This is a genomic window from Bradyrhizobium sp. USDA 4472, assembly GCF_054058595.1.
The window spans coordinates 1,408,681-1,427,720 of sequence record NZ_JBSSAM010000001.1 but is presented as its reverse complement, the minus strand read 5'-3'; the positions used below and the strand labels follow the sequence as shown (position 1 = coordinate 1,427,720).

16 protein-coding genes and 2 pseudogenes are annotated in these 19,040 nt (G+C 57.2%); 6 read left to right on the top strand and 12 right to left on the bottom strand.

Annotated features, from left to right (window positions below; genetic code table 11):
• Positions 1-4 precede the first annotated feature (4 nt).
• Positions 5-1,312 carry an FAD-dependent oxidoreductase gene (locus ACVWZ4_RS06340; RefSeq protein ID WP_456701458.1) on the top strand — a complete coding sequence of 436 codons (1,308 nt, stop codon included), beginning with the start codon at positions 5-7 and terminating at the stop codon, positions 1,310-1,312.
• 36 nt (positions 1,313-1,348) lie between these two features.
• Positions 1,349-1,645, top strand: a complete 297-nt coding sequence (locus ACVWZ4_RS06335; protein WP_456701459.1) for a ferredoxin family protein — start codon at positions 1,349-1,351, stop codon at positions 1,643-1,645.
• 212 nt (positions 1,646-1,857) lie between these two features.
• Here ACVWZ4_RS06335 and ACVWZ4_RS06330 read toward each other — a convergent pair.
• A pseudogene (locus tag ACVWZ4_RS06330) lies at positions 1,858-2,164 on the bottom strand (carboxymuconolactone decarboxylase family protein); the annotation flags it as partial.
• A gap of 90 nt (positions 2,165-2,254) precedes the next feature.
• Here ACVWZ4_RS06330 and tnpA point away from each other — a divergent pair.
• The 3 genes and pseudogenes from tnpA to ACVWZ4_RS06315 all read left to right on the top strand — a co-directional run.
• Entirely contained in the window at positions 2,255-2,677 is a 423-nt protein-coding gene (gene tnpA / locus ACVWZ4_RS06325; RefSeq protein ID WP_456701460.1) for an IS66-like element accessory protein TnpA, read from the top strand.
• A complete protein-coding gene (gene tnpB / locus ACVWZ4_RS06320; protein ID WP_456701461.1) occupies positions 2,674-3,027 on the top strand; it encodes an IS66 family insertion sequence element accessory protein TnpB in 354 nt (117 codons plus the stop codon). Before tnpA ends, tnpB begins: the two co-directional genes overlap by 4 nt.
• Positions 3,028-3,096: 69 nt before the next feature.
• A pseudogene (locus ACVWZ4_RS06315) lies at positions 3,097-3,696 on the top strand (IS66 family transposase zinc-finger binding domain-containing protein); the annotation flags it as partial.
• 13 nt (positions 3,697-3,709) lie between these two features.
• Here the strand turns inward: ACVWZ4_RS06315 and ACVWZ4_RS06310 are convergent.
• The 3 genes from ACVWZ4_RS06310 to ACVWZ4_RS06300 form a co-directional block, all read right to left on the bottom strand.
• Entirely contained in the window at positions 3,710-4,264 is a 555-nt protein-coding gene (locus ACVWZ4_RS06310) for a peroxiredoxin (RefSeq protein ID WP_456705158.1), read from the bottom strand.
• Between the two features lie 2,834 nt (positions 4,265-7,098).
• A complete protein-coding gene (locus ACVWZ4_RS06305) occupies positions 7,099-7,818 on the bottom strand; it encodes a hypothetical protein (RefSeq protein ID WP_456701463.1) in 720 nt (239 codons plus the stop codon).
• A gap of 57 nt (positions 7,819-7,875) precedes the next feature.
• Positions 7,876-8,625, bottom strand: coding sequence for a hypothetical protein (locus ACVWZ4_RS06300; RefSeq protein WP_456701464.1), 750 nt, complete (start codon positions 8,623-8,625; stop codon positions 7,876-7,878).
• Positions 8,626-10,144: 1,519 nt separating this feature from the next.
• Between ACVWZ4_RS06300 and ACVWZ4_RS06295 the strand changes: the two genes are divergently transcribed.
• Positions 10,145-10,330, top strand: a complete 186-nt coding sequence (locus ACVWZ4_RS06295; protein ID WP_456701465.1) for a hypothetical protein — start codon at positions 10,145-10,147, stop codon at positions 10,328-10,330.
• 279 nt (positions 10,331-10,609) lie between these two features.
• Here ACVWZ4_RS06295 and ACVWZ4_RS06290 read toward each other — a convergent pair whose 3' ends face one another.
• The 8 genes from ACVWZ4_RS06290 to ACVWZ4_RS06255 all read right to left on the bottom strand — a co-directional run bounded on the left by ACVWZ4_RS06290 (position 10,610) and on the right by ACVWZ4_RS06255 (position 18,661).
• The gene (locus tag ACVWZ4_RS06290; protein ID WP_456701466.1) at positions 10,610-11,155 is read right to left on the bottom strand and encodes a tetratricopeptide repeat protein; all 546 of its coding nucleotides are present in this window, start codon (positions 11,153-11,155) and stop codon (positions 10,610-10,612) included.
• 102 nt (positions 11,156-11,257) lie between these two features.
• Positions 11,258-13,375 (bottom strand): type III secretion system export apparatus subunit SctV, encoded by a 2,118-nt coding sequence (sctV, locus tag ACVWZ4_RS06285; protein WP_456701467.1) that lies wholly within the window; start codon positions 13,373-13,375, stop codon positions 11,258-11,260.
• 8 nt (positions 13,376-13,383) lie between these two features.
• Entirely contained in the window at positions 13,384-13,794 is a 411-nt protein-coding gene (gene sctY, locus ACVWZ4_RS06280; RefSeq protein ID WP_456701468.1) for a type III secretion apparatus assembly chaperone SctY, read from the bottom strand.
• Positions 13,795-13,814: 20 nt separating this feature from the next.
• Entirely contained in the window at positions 13,815-14,168 is a 354-nt protein-coding gene (locus tag ACVWZ4_RS06275; protein WP_456701469.1) for a hypothetical protein, read from the bottom strand.
• Between the two features lie 221 nt (positions 14,169-14,389).
• On the bottom strand, positions 14,390-15,280 hold the full coding sequence (locus ACVWZ4_RS06270) for a SctD/MshK family protein (RefSeq protein ID WP_456701470.1): 891 nt from the start codon (positions 15,278-15,280) through the stop codon (positions 14,390-14,392).
• Positions 15,281-15,395: 115 nt separating this feature from the next.
• Positions 15,396-15,629 carry a nodulation protein NopA gene (locus ACVWZ4_RS06265; RefSeq protein WP_456701471.1) on the bottom strand — a complete coding sequence of 78 codons (234 nt, stop codon included), beginning with the start codon at positions 15,627-15,629 and terminating at the stop codon, positions 15,396-15,398.
• 71 nt (positions 15,630-15,700) lie between these two features.
• A complete protein-coding gene (locus ACVWZ4_RS06260) occupies positions 15,701-15,997 on the bottom strand; it encodes a hypothetical protein (RefSeq protein ID WP_456701472.1) in 297 nt (98 codons plus the stop codon).
• A gap of 864 nt (positions 15,998-16,861) precedes the next feature.
• Positions 16,862-18,661 carry an HrpF/NolX family T3SS translocon protein gene (locus ACVWZ4_RS06255; RefSeq protein WP_456701473.1) on the bottom strand — a complete coding sequence of 600 codons (1,800 nt, stop codon included), beginning with the start codon at positions 18,659-18,661 and terminating at the stop codon, positions 16,862-16,864.
• Between the last annotated feature and the right edge of the window lie 379 nt (positions 18,662-19,040).

Here is a 19,040-nt window from a genome sequence, read left to right as displayed (position 1 = left end):
AATGATGATTGAAGAGAGATTCGATGCAATCGTGGTCGGAGCCGGTATGGCCGGCAACGCAGCGGCATTGACGATGGCCAAACGGGGCATGAAGGTGCTGCAGCTCGAGCGGGGAGAATATCCTGGCTCGAAGAATGTGCAGGGCGCAATACTGTATGCCGATATGATGGAAGAGCTAGTCCCAGAGTTTCGCGAGGAGGCGCCGCTCGAACGTCACCTGATTGAACAGCGGTTCTGGATGATGGACGATCGCTCCCATGTCGGCATGCACTACCGTTCGGAAGACTTCAACGAGGAGCGGCCGAACCGCTACACGATTATACGCGCCCAGTTCGACAAATGGTTGTCTTCCAAAGTTCGGGAGGCTGGCGCGATCGTGCTGTGCGAAACCACCGTCACAGAGCTCGCGCAAGACGACCGTAAAAGGATCATCGGTGTCCGTACAGACCGCCGAGACGGCGAAATACATGCCGACGTCGTCGTCCTGGCGGAAGGGGTCAATGGCCTGCTCGGCACGCGTGCAGGTCTGCGTGCGCGCCCGACCCCCGATAACGTGGCGCTTGCGGTGAAGGAAATGCACTTTTTACCTCGCGAGACCATCGAGGCACGCTTTAATCTCAAGGGCGATGAAGGCGTCGTGATCGAGGCGGCTGGTACTATTTCCCGCGGCATGACCGGAATGGGATTCATCTACACCAACAAGGAGTGCATTTCGCTCGGCATCGGTTGTCTCGTCGCCGACTTCCAGCGCACGGGCCAAACGCCGTACGGTCTACTCGAACAATTCAAGAGGCATCCGTCGGTGGCGCCTTTGATAGCAGGGTCCGAAGTGAAGGAATATGCCGCTCATCTCATTCCCGAAGGCGGTTACAAGTCAATTCCACAGCTCTATGGAGAAGGCTGGGTCGTGGTGGGCGATGCAGCCCAACTCAACAATGCCATTCACCGAGAGGGCTCCAATCTCGCGTTGACCTCCGGTCGTATCGCTGCCGAAGCGATAGGTCTAGTAAAATCGCGCGGCGCATCGATGAGCGCAACAAATCTGTCAATCTATAAGAAGATGCTAGATGAATCCTTCGTCATCAAGGATTTGAAGAAGTACAAGGATATGCCGCCCCTAATGCACACCCACTCCCAAAATTTCTTTCTTACCTATCCGCAGCTCATCTCGAAGGCAATGCAGAACTTTCTGCGCGTCGATGGTACGCCAAAGATGGAGAAGGAGAGGGCAAGCCTAAAATCCTTTGTCAAGGCGCGGTCGTGGTCGGGTCTGGTCGGCGATGCTTGGCGCTTTGCCCGCGCCTGGCGCTAACCGCAACTGGAGAAGTTCAACAATGGAAGACCAAACATGAATTGCGATACCCCAGTGCGTGTCGAAGACAAGCTGTATTACAATCGTTATCTCGTCGACGTCGGACACCCCCACGTCAAGGTCCGTCCGCACACGACGCCGTCCCCGCAGTTACTTGCACTTCTGAAAGTCTGCCCCGCGAGATGTTACGAGCTCAACGACAACGGACAGGTCGAGATAGCTGTTGACGGCTGCATCGAGTGCGGTACCTGTCGTGTGATCGCCGAGCCGACCGGCGACATCCAATGGAGCCATCCGCGCGGGGGATATGGCGTGTTGTTCAAGTTTGGGTGATGGTAGACGATGGCCGAGCGACTGGGGCTAGGCGACAGGAACTCGTCCTTTCCGAGCCGCATTCGTCGCTCGCAGGCCGGCCGGAATTCGACGACGACGTTATTCCCTAGACGGCTAGGCTGCCGAAGTGGCCGCAAAGGGCTCGATGTGGTGCCACTCAGCGGCACCCAAGCTCCGTTGATCGGAATGTGGCGTAAAGATCAGCCCCTCGCCTAAGGGCGCACAGGCTCAGGAGTTTCGATTGCGATTGCCACTATTTGGGTGATCGCAGCAAAGCGCACGCCCGTGTGTATCGCTTCGGATTCGGCACTCGCGGCTCTCAATGTCTTCCTCATGGGCATCAATGCAGGCACCGCAACCGTTTATGACGGAGACGGCAAGCGACGATAGCTCGAAATCGGCTTGGTCACGCCGGGATTGCCGGTCACATCCATATGTATCCGTAACGGCATCGTCTTGTATTCCGGACGCGGAAACGAGGTGAGCGAAGCGGTAGTGGACGTTGTTCATCCCCTCCACTGGGACTGTGGGTAAGCGCTAAGTGGGAACCCTTGCTTCGGGACTGGGATAGCTGTGCGAAGAAGCCTCCGGCTGGGACGGAGGCTTGGGATGGGATTGGACAGCAAAAAGGACGTCCATTTGGACGGCTCATCGGCGGGGTCGGTGAGCCGGCTGGAGGTTCTGGAAGGGCCGTCAGGACGTCGTGTGCGGTCGGAAGCTGAGAGAGCTCGGATCGCCGCCGAGAGTCTGTTGCCGGGCGCCCAGGTATCCGAGGTGGCGCGCAAGCACGGAGCGACGCGCTGGCAGGTCTACGATTGGCGACGGCGGCTTCGACAACGAGGTATGTTGCCGCTGTGCGAGGCGTCTCCACCAACGTTTGCGCCTCTGGTTTTGGAAGATGCGTTGGAGCAGCGTCAGCCTCCGGCGGTCAAGCTTGAGATCGCGATCGGCGATGTCGTGCTGCGGACGGACACAGCCATAGATGCTGACCAGCTATGCCGGGTGATCCGTGCGGTGCGAGCGTCACGATGATCGCGGCCGGTACTGATCTGAAGATTTACGTTGCCACGCGGCCGATCGACTTCCGCTGTGGCCACGACGGGCTTGCGGCGAAGGTGCAGGAGATGCTTCGTCTCGATCCGTTCAGCGGCGCAGCCTTGGTATTCCGATCGAAACGAGCGGACCGGATCAAGATTTTGGTCTGGGATCGAACGGGCCTGGTGTTGGTGCACAAACGCCTCGAAGGTTGCAAGTTCGTTTGGCCAACGATCGCGGACGGCGTGATGCGAATGTCGCCGGCGATGTTTGCGGCCTTGTTCGAAGGGCTGGATTGGAGATTGGTCCGCCCGGAAGAAGCACGGCGCCCGCAGGTCGCGGGATAACTGCGGCAGAATGACTCGGCAGCTATTTTGATCGTGGCACGCGCGGCGGCGATGTGCTCGAAATAGCGCATGAGCATCGCGGCGCTGCGCGACGAAAACGAACGCCTGAAGGCGCTTCTGGCGCAAACGCAGGCGGCCTTGAGCGAGCATCAGGGGGCGCTGGCGGCGTCGGAGGAAGCGCGGCGTCGGCTAGAGGTCATTCTCGGCGAATTGCGGCGCGACAGGTTCGGCGCGAAATCCGAGAAGCTGCGGCCAGATCAGTATCACTTACCGTTGGAAGACGTGGAGATCGCGCAAGGCATCCTGGACGCGGCGCAGGAGAGAGCCGAGGCTGTGATCAAGGGCCGATCGCGGCGCGTGCCGGATCAAGGTTCTCATCGCAATCGCGGCTGCTTGCCTGCCCATTTGCCGCGCGTGGAACGGATCATCGAGCCTGCAAGCACGCACTGCCCGTGCGGTTGCGGCGCCATGACGAAGATCGGCGAGGACGTCAGCAAGCGCCTCGATGTGATCCCGGCGCAATGGCGCGTGCTGGTCACGCGCCGCCCGAAATACATCTGTAGCCGCTGCTCGGGCCCTGTCGCGCAGGCGCACGCACCGGAACACGTCGTGCCCGGCGGGCTGCCGACCGAAGCGGCTATCGCTCATGTGATCGTCTCCAAGGTAGCGACGACATGCAGCGTCAAGCAACTTTTAAGATTTCGCCGCCAATTTCGCGGTTGCAGGCGCAAAGCTCGTCCGTTTGCAGCGCGTCGAGAACGCGGAGCGTGTCCTTGGGACTCCGCCCGACACGAAGATTGTTCGCATAGACGTGCTGAATCGTGTTCTGGGGGTCCACAATAAAGGTGTAACGGTAAGCAACCCCTTCGGGTGATCGCACGCCAAGGCCGTCCACGAGCGTTCCCCTTGTGTCGGCAAACTGCCAGATTGGTAGTTTGTGCAAGTCGACATGTGAGCGCCGCCAAGCAAGCTTGCAGAACTCGTTATCAGTCGAACCACCCAGTACGACCGCATCGCGGTCAGCAAATTCCTTAGCAAGCCGGGCAAACTCAGCAATCTCCGTCGGACAGACGAAGGTAAAGTCCTTGGGATAGAAGAAGATGATTTTCCATTTTCCCGGAAAGCTCATTTCAGTCAGGGTCTCGAATGCACTCCGCCCTTCTTCTTCCTGCGCTTGAAAACCTGGCTTGACGCCCGTGATGTCGAATGACGGCAACTGACTTCCAATTCCGAGCATGCTGTCCTCATAAACTTGCGTTCTGTAGATCGTGAGTTCACCGTTGAAGCAATCCATATGCCATCCGTTCTCGCGAAAGGAATCAATCGGGTTTAGACCGGCATGCTCGCGCTGGGCGCGTCAATCAGCGCTCTTACGACGTAGCCAATCGCTTTCTTTGCTAAACCCAACAAGTCGTTGGTTGCGGACAGCGCGCTGACCGGTGAGAAACTCTAGCTTCGCGGCGAGCGCCTGAGATGTTCGCGTACAAGCGTTGATCTGCCGTTATAAGGCTTGCGTCAAAACCGCCAGATCTAGCGCCCCGCAGACGCTCGCTGACATTGTTCAACAGCAGATTTTCCGTCTTCAGCAGGCTGAGCGGCGTCAGTTCCGCTGAAACAGGTTAGCTAGATCCTCCACCTTTGTATTTGTCGTGGAGCTTCACTAAATAACAGAGCGCAAATGCGCTGAGTCCAAAAAAGGCTGCTAGGAATTCGACGACATGCAATGTCGCCGGCTTCAGGGTTCCCAGTGGATTGCCGCATAGATAATTGTCTATCCCAATTGGGATATTATTGGCGCCACTTAGTTGCGTTCGATAGCGCCAGCCTAAGACGGTGCGACATCGTGGGTTAATCAAGGATCCCTGGGCTTCAGTAGCTGATTTGACACTTGGGTTGGGAGCGATAGTCATGCCCTGCGCATTCTCGGATGCGAGCAGGGTCAAAGCTAAGTCCAGCAGGATGAATCGGATAAGTCTCATTTGGACCCCGCGAATCTACTCGACGTTTACGCGAGCAATTCGCGTGCCGTTTGTTGGAGTATCGGCGCCCCTCACTCGAACGACGCCTTAACGCTCTCGCCTGCAGCGTTCACCCGCCGCAACTCGCTGTAGGGCTTTAGACGCTCGCGTCGCCAACCGCACGTGTAAGACTACGCGATGAAAGTGAGGTTGATCTACCGCCGTTGTATTGGAGATGGAGCTTCCGCGGGTAGTGCTGCCCGTGTGCCGTGTAGACGCAGCTTGTCATCGATCGGGTCGATGGATGCCCTATGCACCTTGACCCCGCAATCGGCGAAGCGTCATCCGGGAAATTTGAGACTTTTGGAAACGAGAGCAGGCCGTCAAGCCTGGAGGCGTTGGAATTCATTGTACCGCACCCCAAGTGGGGCCACGTCTAAGAATATATTTACAATTGCCGAAAGCTAAAAAAGGCTTGAATCGATCGTAGCGTCAGGTTGTACTCCTTCCGTAGGAGAGCGCGATGTATCGAGGCGAGCATTGCCACACAAGCGTGCTGACCAGGTTGTGTCAGTCTTGCCAACGACCGTGTTGCGCTTGTCGATGATGATTTCGGATGCCTTATTCAGGAGTTGCCGCACAGCGAGACGGCCGCAGCCGAGGCGGCCAAATCCGGTGAACTGAACATGCGGGGGAGAAATAGGTACAGTGAAGGACATGCGGCCTAGAACAGGATGCGTGGATCAAGAGCTACGAATGAGCTGCGTCCGCTATGCACATCCGCGTGTGGTCGCCGTTGCTGTGATAGTGATTGCGGCACCATGGTGGATAGGATGCGCACATGCGCGAGACGGTCGGGCTGTGCAGGTCTTGACGTCGTGCAGATCAGAAGTGACTCGCTTCTGTGGCCAATTTACACAGCGTGGCGATGAGGACGTGGCCATTTTATGCCTTAGAGACAATTTCGAGAACTTGCGAGATAAATGCCGCCGCATGGTGCCGACGGCGGCAGCGAAAGGTGATGGACCGGTACCGCGTATCAACAAGCTTCCGCTCGTCCTCCACCGAGGGAGCGATCGGTCCGGGCGGCAGTTGCAAAAATCGAGCGTCACTGAGGCATTCAGACGACGAGCGCCGGAGTTTGGCCAGCTTGGTAATTAAGCTGATCTGTCTCGAGTCGGCGTCCTGTCCAGCTTCGAATCCTCAACCGGAGGACTGAGCTCCGTGCATCAAATTGGTCTCGATCACGGCAGTGGGGAACAAGGTGCCATGACGATCGTCTCCTGCACGGAGATCCTCAGACGACGAATATGGGACATTTGGTCTCATGTCTATGTGACCAAGGTGTCATACGTCTATCTCCAGCCGGACTGGAACTGGCTATCTTGCCGGGGTTTTGTAGCACGGCTGATGCAAACCTGACTGGCTCGCTGCTGGTCCGAATTATTCGACGTGGAGATCGAGCGCGCCCTCCATGCGGGCGACGTATTCGCCATCGACCTCCGGAATGCACCCATGTCCTTGCGCCCAGGCTTACCGTCATTCTCTGCCAGACGTCACGGACTGCCTTGTGCCTGGCATTGCGCGCTCTTGATCGCAGGCTCGGCGGCAATCGGCTCCCTCGATGGCAGTGCTCTTGGGCGACTGTACTTTAGAACTCAAGGTCAAAGGGAATGCCGTCGACAAGAGCCGTTCAAAGGCAAAAAGATGTTCAACCAGACGCTTCTCAACGGCGATACGCTCAGCAACAGGCGAGCCACTTTTAAGTAATCGACGGCAGCGCCAGATTTCGTTCCGCAACCATCTGATCTCACTTAGTGTATCGTCAATTGAAGTCATCACGGATGTGGTGGTCCTGGAGCGTCAAGCAAGCTTTATCGCGCGGCACACGTTTGTGCCAGGTTCAATATCACCATCACGCCACGACCGTGGCGAGGAGTCTCCGCAGACCATAGCGTTTTACGGCGCTCCGGTTGGGTGATTTGCATAATTCCTGCGCGGCAAATCATTGATTGGTGTGCGAACAAATAACCAAGAGCCGGAGAACCGGTGATCGAGCTCCGACAACGCAGAGAGCTCGGCAGAACGACTGAACGCCGAGCAGATCGGAATCTCAAGTAGCCCTTGTGTAACGTAGACTGTCGATATCTGTCCCCCGGGATCGAAAGGTCGTTCGCAGCATCACGCTCGCATCTAGGTCGCGAAACATGCTGTAATTCTGACGGATCCACTGATGTAGCTCGGTTGACCAGTCCTTCTCGTGGCGCAGATACCCAGTAAAGGAAAAGCCAAGCCGATCTATATATCTGTTGAGGAACGGCGGAAGCGCGGCGATCCGAAGAATGCGTTCGCCGTCAATCGCTTCAGATAATCCGCCACGTAGCACGAATTCATTGTGAATGGTGACCAGCGAATTGGCCGGAATTCGCCGCCGCAGCATTTCGTAACCGCGAAGAGAAATGCGTTCAGCGCCTGAAACGAAGAGTATCATGGGAGCGACATAACGGCGCTCCGTCTCCTTCATGAAGCCAATCTCCTCGCACATCTTGAAGAACTCATCGAAGGCGTGAAAGCCGAGATCAATCACCTTCGGCACCCGATCGTGGATGACAAGAGGGTCCATCAGCTGCATCTTGCTGTAAGTGTCGATCAGATCTGCGGTTTCAGTGATGTTTGGCAGGTAGTCGAGCAGCGATGGCTCGTTCAAGTTGACGTCGATCGACAGCGCTGTGCCGTGTTTGAGCAACAAGAACTCGCTCATAATCCGGGCGATGAGAGTTTTACCGACCTGCGGGCTAGGAGAGCATATGATGTAGATGGGCGTCGCTAACATAGCCAGCAAGTCAGTTTTAGTTCGTACGCGGGCAGCCGAAGCTTACCGAATATGCGCCTAATCGTCGCCGGCCCGGGTGCCGGACTTTGCCCCGGCCAATTCCGTCAAGTTAATCCGGTCAAATTCGCTCCAGACGTTTGCCAGCCAGTGGCGGACATAGCCTCGAAGCACGAAGGAGTTGTTCGCAGGTTCATCGTTACGCCCCTTGTTTGCGACGAAGTCTATAAAAGGCACGGATGCTACTTCCACCTGCTCGTATGCCATCTCGTTAAGTTTTGGTATTACCAGCTCTGTCGCATGTTTGATGCGGTGAAAATACGAATTATACGTCGCTTGATCCCACTGGAAGAATTGAGTGTCGTTGATGAAGTTCTTGACTAGATAGTACTTTGCGCCGCTCATGAAGGTCGCGGTTTCCGCGATCTCGTCCAGTGAAGCGATAGATGATCCAAGAATATGGAACACAGCAAACGTAATCTGGCCAGACCGCGCCGAGTCCAGAAATCCGATGTCGCGTAAAGAAGCCAGCGCAGACGATAGTAATCCTGCGCGAGCATCAATGACAGTAACGGACAGACCTGCGTTTAGCGTGTCGAATATCTTCATCTGGTCCGCCGTCGTCGTCATGTCGACGATCTCGGTGATCCCGGGATAAAAGCGCTTCAGCGTTCCCCGTGGAGACTCCGTGTCAAAGGCGCGAGTTTGAACTTTGTTGACGCTGAAGTAGTCCAGTAGCGTTCGTGATACGGTCGTTTTACCCACTCCACCCTTATCCGCACCTACCACAATTACAACTGGCTTCACCATAGGAATCTCCTGAGACACTCGCTTATGCCGTGCGCAGATGCGCAACCGACGCGGCTCTGCTTTGGGTGCGAACGTGGCAGAAAGAAGGGGCGATGAACCGCATGCGCAATTGATCTGCGACTGATGGACGTTTTCAACATCAACCGATTGACGTCCTTGGATTGCAACGACTATGGAGGCCGAGATGGGGCGTAAATCACTCGTACTGGTGGTCTACGTGAGGTTTGTAAGCGGCTGTAATGCGCGCCGCCGCCATATCTCTGCCCCGCCATCTAGATTGGCATGAAGCGACCGAATCCTACGTAGGGTCGGATTACGAGCGCGGGGAAGCGCAATCGAGTCGGGCGGCGCTGTCCCCGTGATAGCTCGGAAATCAACACAGGTGTGATGGATCAGACCGTTTTCTGTTCGGCAGACAAGCGCCGAGAGATGAGGCTCAACAACCGATCTCTCACTCTGCTGAACAGTATTGTGATACGCGGCGTGCGCAAAGAACCGCGGAGGTGATCATGGGTCGAGTGAAAATGCAGATCAATCGCGCGAGGCCGGGCCGCTCAGGAAGGGTCTTGAAGACATGTCCGGCAGAACCTTCCCTGAGCAGGCCAGCAACCATGTGGCTTGCGGGAGGTATTTGAATGCGCTCCTGAGTCGCGCCGCCTGTGAGGGCAGATTCCATCGCTATCAACGGGGCAGTGGAATCCTGCACGATCCGGGCTTCAATACCGCAAGACGAAGCTCTTCGCTAATCCTGGTCCGGGCAAGCGTCCTCGCGGCGGCGAGCGAATTTGCCGAGCCGAGCATCGCGATTGGGAGCGCGGCTCCCGGAGGAGGATCTCACGTCCTGTGCAAGGATGGATCATGAGCGTCTCCCCGTGTGAAGGTGGACTCTTTGATAAGATAGCGGGCCACCGACCGTTTCTTGTCGAGCCATTTCCACATGGCCTCGTGCAACTGCTGTACACCGACGGCGTGGATGCGGTCTGGCCAGCCCCGAATATCGTCAATGGATAATCTTGTCAGGCCACGGCCATGCAGCATTTCGGTTGCGAATGGCCGAGGTAAACAATTGGTCAATCTCCGCTAGCGTCGATGAGACGGAAAAAGTCATAGTTGTGTGCGCGATGCTGTTTCTGGAGGCAAGGGATGCGGACACAAAGGACCGCTGTCCGCCTTCGAATCATCACTAAACGAATTGCTCAAATTGGTTAGTGAGGATTCCAAGACAGGGCAGTTCACAGCCATCCTGATTGAGATTGCAAATCGAAACGTGCTTAGTTCGGCCTAGCTGTTGCTACACTCCGCTATCCGGCCAATAAACTGAGCCAACGGGCTGCAGAAGCGCCCGAACGGAGCGCTGCCGAGCCGGGATTTCATGTCGATGTGCTCCTTGTGGCTATCGGCCACCGCCATGTCGGCAACGTTCTGCCAACCATTCACAGCCTCCACTCCGAGCGCTAACAGATCGAAAATGGTTTTCGAGCAAGTTCTTGCCCGAGATTGCAGGGGAGGAGATCCACACATGACAGGACCGGCCGTTATGGAAGATGTGCGCCGTTATCGCGCGATAGCTTCGTTGTGCCGTCAGTCCGCGGCATTCCGGCCAACCCAACGAGCCTCATTGCTAGCGCAAGCTACAGAGTGGGAGGAACGCGCGATCGCGGAGATCGAGACATACTTTAGTTGTTCTGCTGCACGTCCTGCTTGATTGCGCTCGACGATCAAAAAAGCGTCGCGATCTGGTCAATAGGCCGGATCATGAAAGGCAATGCTAGCTAAACGATCCAGTCGGCAAGCGGGCGCGCTGGAAATTCACGTGAGAGCTTCGAATAGAACGATCTACACCTCAGCTCTGCGAACGCTTTCGCCTCGCAGACGCTGTGCCAAAGTCGCCGCTACGACGAGGTCGCGGGGCTGGCACCGATTGAATATTCCGCGCGGATGGTAAGCCTAGCTTTCGGCAAGCTAACAGCAAAGCCTCAAGACGCTACCATTCCGAGCCGCTCCCGCATTGGCCCGTTCGAGATAGCGCCGCGAAGTGCCGGCCGTCCTCCTGCGGTGCTGGGTTGGCGCCGCTGGTCTCCGTCTTACCTTCAAGGGCCAGGGACAGGTTTAAATTATTGCGCAGCATCAGGTTTGCGGGTTCCGCAGCGAGAGCTTGGCGGTACAGTTCTTGCGCCTCTCGATGCTGGCCTTCGTGATCGAGAACAACTGCTTTGGCATTCAATGCGCGCAGGTCGCCAGGGGCTGCCGATAAGATGCCGTCGAGGACCTCAAGCGCATCGTTCGGGCATTTGCGAGCCATCAAGGCCCGCGCAAGAGGAATGGCCGCATCCACATTGTCAGGTTGTTGCTTCAGCGCATCGCGTAAGGCTTTCTCGTCAGCATCGCGACCGAGGGCGTGAGCGATGCGCTCGCGCATAGCAGGATCGAGCTCCTTGGCCCCGAGCAGCTCTGCCGTGGACGCCGGCTGATGTGAAAGACCAGACTTGTGTGAGCCAGCGCAACCTGCGAGCAGCACGATGGCAATCATGGGGAGAACGGCCAAGCACGAATGGCGAGGAAAGTGACGCCAGCGGCGCAGAATGTCAGCCTTATGTGAATTCATAAGCGATCTCACCCACAACTACGCTCGTCAGCCAGCCGCAGGGAGGAGGTCACGATGGCCGCCTGTAGGAGCCTTGTCCTTGCCAGGCGCAAGTTTTACGGAGCCAATCGGCTGGACGGTGAAATCCGGGGCGAGATCCTGATACGAGAGAACGGGTAGGTCTATTCCATTGCGGGTGAGAAAGCCGCGGATGAAGCGCCGGATATCCATCGAGCCCAGGATCACCGGCTGGTTCTGACTGCGTGCGATGCTCGAATGGATCTGACGAAATTGCGCAAGCAACATCTCGCTTTGCCGATCCTCCAAAACGAGGTAGGGACCGACAGCGGTCTCGCGCACCGCACTGCGCACGATATCCTCGGTCTCACGCTCGACGATAAAGGCCGCCACAACACGATGGACGTTGGCGTAGCGGTGACAGATCTGTCGCTTCAGCGCGGAGCGCACATATTCGGTGAGCAGTACGGCGTTTTGCTCGCGTTCGCTCCATTCTGCTAGCGCCTCCAAAACCAGACGGGTGTTCCGGATCGGAATGCCCTCGTCCAGCAAGCGACGTAGGACATCCGCGATGCGAGGGATCGGTGTCGTTCGCAGCACCTCTTTCACCAGATCGGCATATTCCAGTTCCATCCGGCCAAGCAACTGACGTGTCTCCTGAATGCCCACCAGGCGCTGTGCATAGCGTGTCAACGTGGACTGGATCCGCAAGGCGATGATTTCGCTCGGACGGTGATGCCCTATTCCGGCAGCTTTGAGAGCAGGCGCATGGCGTTGTTCGATCCAGATCCGATTCGTGTCTTGCTCGTGCCAAAAGGGGATCCCGCTCAAATCAATGTTCGCCACGTCGTCGTTAAGTAAGAGTTGTGTAGGTTTAATGCCGCCCTCTTCCACGGGCACTCCTTCGACATCCACCCGGAATTGCGACTGGGCCAGGTGCGTTGCGCTTTGGGCGGGAATGCGTGGAATAGTGATGCCCAGATCAGCTGAAACCCGCGCCGAAACCCGAGCGACGCACTGCTCCAGTTCCCCTACGTCGATCGCCTGCATCAGGCTCGGCGCTAGCAACAGCGTAATCGGAAGTGCTTCCGCCGGCACGGCTTGCTTCTGACCCTGTGCGGAAGCGGGAGCCGAACCCGTGGGACCAGCGCCAGCCTTGGGAGCGGTCTTGCCCTCTTGCACGCCAACCTTGAGAAAGCTGGCGGCGGAGAAGAGGGCGGCCAGTATGATAAAGGGGAGCAAAGGGAAGCCAGGAACGAACCCCATCACAAGCAAGACACAGGACGCCAAGCGTAGCGCTTGTGTGCTGGCCGTAAGTTGGTTGACGATATCGGCGCCGAGATTGAGTTTGGAAGGACCGTTGACACGAGTGACAATGGTTGCGGCGGTAATTGACAGCAGCAGGGCAGGAATCTGCGAAATGAGGGCATCACCGATCGTCAGGATCGTGTATTGATGCATCGCCTCCTCGAGGGACATGCCCCTGGACAGCGATCCGATCGTGATGCCACCCAGCATGTTGATACAGATGACTATGAGTCCGGCTATGGCATCGCCCTTTACGAATTTCATAGCGCCGTCCATTGCGCCGTGCAGTTGACTTTCTCGCTCCAGCGCGCCGCGCCGGCTGCGGGCTTCGTGCTGATCGATATGGCCGTTGCGTAGCTCCGCGTCGATCGCCATCTGCTTGCCCGGCAACGCATCGAGGGTGAAGCGCGCCGATACCTCCGCCACCCGTTCGGCGCCCTTGGCGAGAACCATGAACTGCACCATGGTCACGATCAGGAATATGACAATGCCGACGGCGATGTTGCCGGATATGACAAAATCGCCGAAGGTATGAATGATGCTGCCGGCATCGCCCTCGGCCAGGATCAGTCGCGTCGTTGCAACTGTAAGAGCGAGACGAAACACGGTGGAGATCAGTATGACCCCCGGCAGGGACGAAAAGTCGAGTGGCGTGTTGAGATACAGGGCTACCATCAACAGCAATATGGCAAACCCCAGATTGAAGCCGATCAGCATATCGATCACCACGATCGGGATCGGCATGATCATCATTCCGATTGCCAGAAGAAGCATCAACGCGACCATCAAATCGGGGTGAGCCGGCGCGCGCGTGATGAGTTTTCTTAGAAGGTTGGCCATGGGAAGCCTTATTGTTGTTCGATTGCAGCTGTGCTGCCACGCAACAAAACATAGCGTTTGAAGACGGCTCGCGCTTCGGTCATGCGGCCAGCGTGACGCAGGGCGTGGCTGCGCATCAGCATCAAGGGCAGACACGAAGACGGCTCATCATCCAGTCTGTCAAGCTTGTCCAATACCGACAGTGCTTCGTCACCGCGACGCTCCGAGATGAGAGCGTAGGCTAGGATGCGGAGCAGGCCGATGTCTTGAGACTGTTCGTGGGCGATCAGCCGTAACAGAGTCAGGCTCTTGGCGCTTTGTCCACACGCAAGGTGGGCATAAGAAAGCACGCAGAGCAAATCTCGCTCAGGCCCGGAGATCAGCTCGACAGCGCCGGCTTCGGCAACGATTGCCGGCTGTGTAGATGTGGAGTGTTGCACTTTGTCTGACCCGGCCTTTACTAGCCTTTGATCAAGCCGTTGTGGCTCTGTCGGAGCAGGATTAATCGCTTCAGCTCCAGTTGCAGAAGCGCGGCGCCTTCACGTGAACCCAAATCTTCGGGGGGCGCGGCTGATAGCGTATCAGCCAAACGCTCCAGAAGAAGGCCGTGTTGCTCTGGACGCAGAACATGCGAATGACGTAAGCGCGGTGTCACGAATGAGAGGAGACTTTGCGCCAGAGTGGGCTCATTAAGCCAAGCGAGTGTCGAGCCCGGTTCCACTTGACCTGGCGAGGCGCGCGCCTCGTCGAGATTGATGCGCGAAACTGCATCGATCGAACTGAGCTCGAGCGCGCTCTCGATCGTGGAGTCCACCAACCGATCCAGCACGTGGCTATGATGAGAAATTGAGGTGTGGCTCTTGTTATCATTCCCCCGTGTCCGATCAATCCAGATGGACTTGGCTCGAGAATTAACCGGAGTGTTGTCAGATGCATGATGGTCAACGTTTGGCTCCTGAAAAGAGGTGCCAGGCTCGAGGGCATTGGGGGGAAGCCTAGTCATGGCACTTTCGTTCCTTACCTGCGGCCTAAAAACTAATAGGGTAGAGTGGCAAGCCGGCCATCCCGGCTCAGCAGAACACGCCCTTTCTCAATCCCGTAGACGGTCCATCCATTGGTCAGGAGCGCGCCGACGAAATACTTTTGACCAGCAATGACAATATAGGGATCGCTCCCGCGCCAAACAGCCTCGACCCCGATTGTGGGGGGCGTCTTCTCATCCTTGATGGCGACCGCATTGACGAGCGTATAAGCCCCATGGCTATTGTGATCAAACCGCTGCTGGACGTCTCGCCATGTGGGGAGCGAGGCGGGTGTAACGGTGCCGTCGGCAGTGACAACGCCCGCCCCAGAGCCGATCTTGATCCCGACAAGGCCTGCTCTATCAACCTCCTCTTGCAGCCGCCCGGCAGCTGCATCGGTGGCGAGAGCATCAGGAGCGCTGAGCGCCAGTTTTGGTGCAATGTCGCTAGCTGGGGACGACGCACTTGATGCCATGCTGCTGTCGGTCTGGACAAAACTGGATGCGACTGCGGCAACGGCGGCAGAGCTGATCAGGGCCAGGGCGAGCACTGCGAGCAATATACGCCGGCGGTGGATGGAGCCAGCTTGTTTGTAGTCCTCGATTGTCCAGCGAATTGACATCGCGCCGGCATGCAAAGTGACAGGAAGAGCGACAACAATTGGCTCATTTGGTAAAATTGTCTCGTGCCCCTCGATCCTGACGTCCCCCGCAAGGGCCTCGATCTCGATTGCATTGGAATGCGGGGTGACACGAAGATGGCGCGGTTCGAGGCCTTGTTCGACGAAGATTAAGTCTGCATCGAGGCTGCTGCCAATCAGGCACGATCCGGTCCCTACTTTACCTGTCAGCCCGGAATAACACCCCGACAGCACTTCGAAGTGCGGGCAATTTGGTTCATTCACGGTTGGTTTCCTGAACAGCGAACGGGACCGTACGGCAAAACCGTACGGCCCGTTGCGACTTCACAGACTAAGCAGCCGGGGAAGGTGGGGCGGCGACGCCGCCCCGTTTCGTCCCTTACTGCACCCGTTCGTCGGCCGCTTTCTTGACAGTCGAGAGCTCGGTCGAGACGACGCGAAGTTCCACGTCCCTCTCAGCAGCCTTTGTGCTGGTCGCAGTCAGAGCTGCAATTTGCCGTTGGAATGCCGCCTCTCCAGCAACTTCAGCGGCGGTGGAAGTGGCTGCAGCAGTTGCGGTGCCGGCTGCCCCACCTGCGGCTGAGGTATGAGACGCACCAACATTTTTAGTCATACTATTCTCCTGTGTGCTCGAATTTCGCCGCTACATGCGGCGACTATTTCCTAGCGTCGCAATATGCGGCGTCAGGAATCCTCGTCTGTCTCGGCCATGACATCGTCGAAATGGCTCATTGCACTATTCGCAAATTGGAGAGCAACGGCTCCCAGAGCGACGTTGAACGCTTGCTGCATGGCGGCTTCATGCGAGTTGCCGCCTGGAGTGGAGGCGCCGCTGTTTACGGGAATGTTTGCATCAGGCGATCGGCCATGATTCTCGCGCTCGCCCGGCTTGTGAGATCCTGTTTTGCCGCCACTTTTGCCGCCGGCGGCGTGGAGGTCAGCATCAGCGTGCCCAGCGACGTTAGAGCTCGTAACGCGCATCGGGTTCTCCTATGTCAGTTCGATGTGCCAATGGAGGCAATTTCCACCCTTCAGTATGCAAGTCTTAGCTTTCGACAAGCTGACGAGCCGTAGAAGTGCAATGAGCCGATCGTCGATCCTCATTAAACGTCTTCACCAGCACGCCGTATTTGATAGGTCGCCGGCGAAAGCTGGAGATCAGATGGATAGAGACAAGCGATGGTCTGTGAAGCTTGATCGGGTGAACACGTTGCTCATCGCTTCGAAAGCGTTCAAAGGCGGAATATCAAAGGCACTACTAATAAGAGCGTTTTGGGGCCGACGTGCTGCAAGCTCGGGCTCACGTTCGTTGCGATGCCTCCGAGCTCTTTTCAGCGATTTGCTTGCGGTCAGGCGAAGCGGCGCGGAGCCTGACCCGGTCGGGAGCGAGGCGGACAGTCAGAGTGACGGCTGATTTAGCACCGGAACGATCCATCGATCCCGAGGCAGCCTTATGGCAGATCCGTCGATCGCGACCTTTCACGGAGAGCGATTAGGAGCCCGCCGCTCGACTAAAAGCCCATCGGTTCCTACCGCTCGCGACCAAGGTGCTCTCGATCCTTGTGCAATCGACAGGCTTGGCGCTGCGGCCAGTCTGTGGCGCAATGTTATTGCATCGTGTGTTGAGAGGCGGCGTCAGCGGCAGACTGGGTTTGAGGTCGGACTTGGGCGATCGAGTGCGGCCAACATACATGCGCATTGAAGTACCGAAATCAGTTCCCCGGATTCCGGGGCGGTCTCAAGTATCTGGTAGAGCTTGCGCCACCTACTGCTCGGCAGAGAGGCCCAACCGCGCGGAGGCCGCGCAAGCTCAGTTTCCAGCGTGATGAGAGGATAGCTCTTGGCCTAAGCGTAAGCGCCTGCAGCTTGCAAGCGATCGGACTCGATGCGGGCCTTCAGGCTATTCAGATAATCCTCCGCGTAGGACTGGGCCACCGAAACCGGCAGGTTGATGCCGGCGGTCGCGGCTTCTTGAATTGCCTGCTTCACCAGGCCTTCTCGCATTGCTAATTTGACCTCAGGTCCCGCGATGCAGCCCACCGCCTGTGCCGCAAGGCTCAGCCCGGCTTCTTCCAGCGCTTGCTTTATGTTGCCGCCACTGATCGCAGTGTGAAGAAGATTTGCAGCTTGCGCCTCGGCCTCGAGCACCATTGACGCCAGATCGGTCAATTCACCCAACCCTGGAATGAAGCCAAGTACACCGACTGCAGTCGCGGCCCAGTCGAGTACCTTAGAGCCAACTTTGAGCACGTCATTAAGTGCGTGCATGAAGGCGCCACCGTTCTTTTTGGGGGTTTTGACATCGGGCTGGTCTGTCACGCCCATCGTCATGTCCGCGACCGCGTCTTGCTCGGCAGGCGTTCGGGCGGCATGCGTCTTCACCTGATGGACGGTGCGGTTCGCGCCCGACATGTTGTTGAAGAACTGCTTGAAGTCGCTGTTGCTGATGTTGCCGGAATCGACCGTATGCCCGCCGCCGAAGTCGAAGAACTTGTGGTGGGTTTTGTAGCCCGTAATAGCGTTGTTCATCAGCCCGAACAACACAGGATCCGAGAGCAGCTGGGAGGCCGCCTTTCGCACCTCGGGCGCGAGGCTCTTATCATCGACCATGCTCGCCAGATTTTCCAAGGTCAGGTCGCCCTTCCCGAAGAAAGCGTTTTGGTTCGTGCTGATGGTATTGAGAGTATCGAGCTCGGACTGCGTGAGATTCATCGATGATGAAGCAACCTGCAGGAAGTCCTCCTTGTGAACCTTGTCTATCGAGCCACCGTACAACTGCTTCCATTCATCCGGGTGGTCGAGGAAATATTGAGCGGCCGCCAGGACCTGCGGCGGGCATTTGCCAGTTTTAGCTTCGCCGTCGACGATCCGCTTGAAATCCGCAAGGCTCAGGGTCCTAGGGAGGTTGTCGGAATACCGATAGAGCTCGCGCAATGCATCGGTCTGGGTCATAACGGATGGCTCGCCATTCCGGGTGCCATCGGAAGGGATGTAGTTTTGCGTATAGCTCTTTGCCCGCTGCTCCTGGAAGGCAGCAACCTGCGGATGGTGGTCGGAGAAGCCGGAGAGATCATCTGCTTTGATCTTCCCGCCGCAGCGGCCGTCACCTTGCGAACCTATCGCATAGAAGAGCTCTGGGTCCTGTTGCAGAGCCTCAATCGCCGCCTTTAGATCGGGCGGTGTGGACGGATCGTTGGCCAGATCTCCAAGAGATTTCCAATCCAGCGGACATTTGTCTTTGTGTCGGTTCAGCACTGACACAATCTGCAGCTCGGAATCGGTCAGCGTACCGCTGTTCCACGTAATCCTGGAGCTTTGTACGGGTGCCTCTGCAATCTTCGGGACGCTCACAGTGGTGGAGGAATCGGGCGAGGAAGACTCTGGGGTCTCTTGACATCCGTCCAGTGCGGCCTTGATCTCCGGCGGGAGGATGTTCCGCACCTCCTGCGTAAGTTCCTCGGTCAGCTGCTTGGCTGGGTCCGTAGCCGCCGGATCCTGCGGTGCGGAATGGGCCTCGGTTTTGTCTTTCAACGAGAAACTAGCCAGCATCGCCTCGAAATTTGAAAGATCCCGCGCCGATGATGGCCCCGGGGCCAGTGCGGATAAAGTCGTGCTGGCGGTTAGCGATACGTTGTTGACTGACATTATACGTCCTCTGATTTGAGATCGCACCACAACCGGTCATGTGGCGCAGCCCGAGAATGGCGACGAACCGCGAGCAAGAAATGTCGATAGGCGTCTGGCTCCTACCGCTTGCTTCCGATTGCTCCGTGCGCCTCCAGCACTCAGTTTCCCTACAATCTATAGGCACATCGCCCCTAGACATTCACGCCGTATGATAGGTTTGATTAGCTTTCCAAAAGCTGACGGCGCGCAGAGGTTTCACGACGAGACGCAAAATGACAGTTTGTGAAAGACGGCGATGGGGCCTCGATATCGGAATCGGCCTGCTTGCTGTGCCCGATCACTCGCCTCTCCGGGCCAACTACCCGTCCTGGCTGTGCCTCACATGACCGAATGCGAG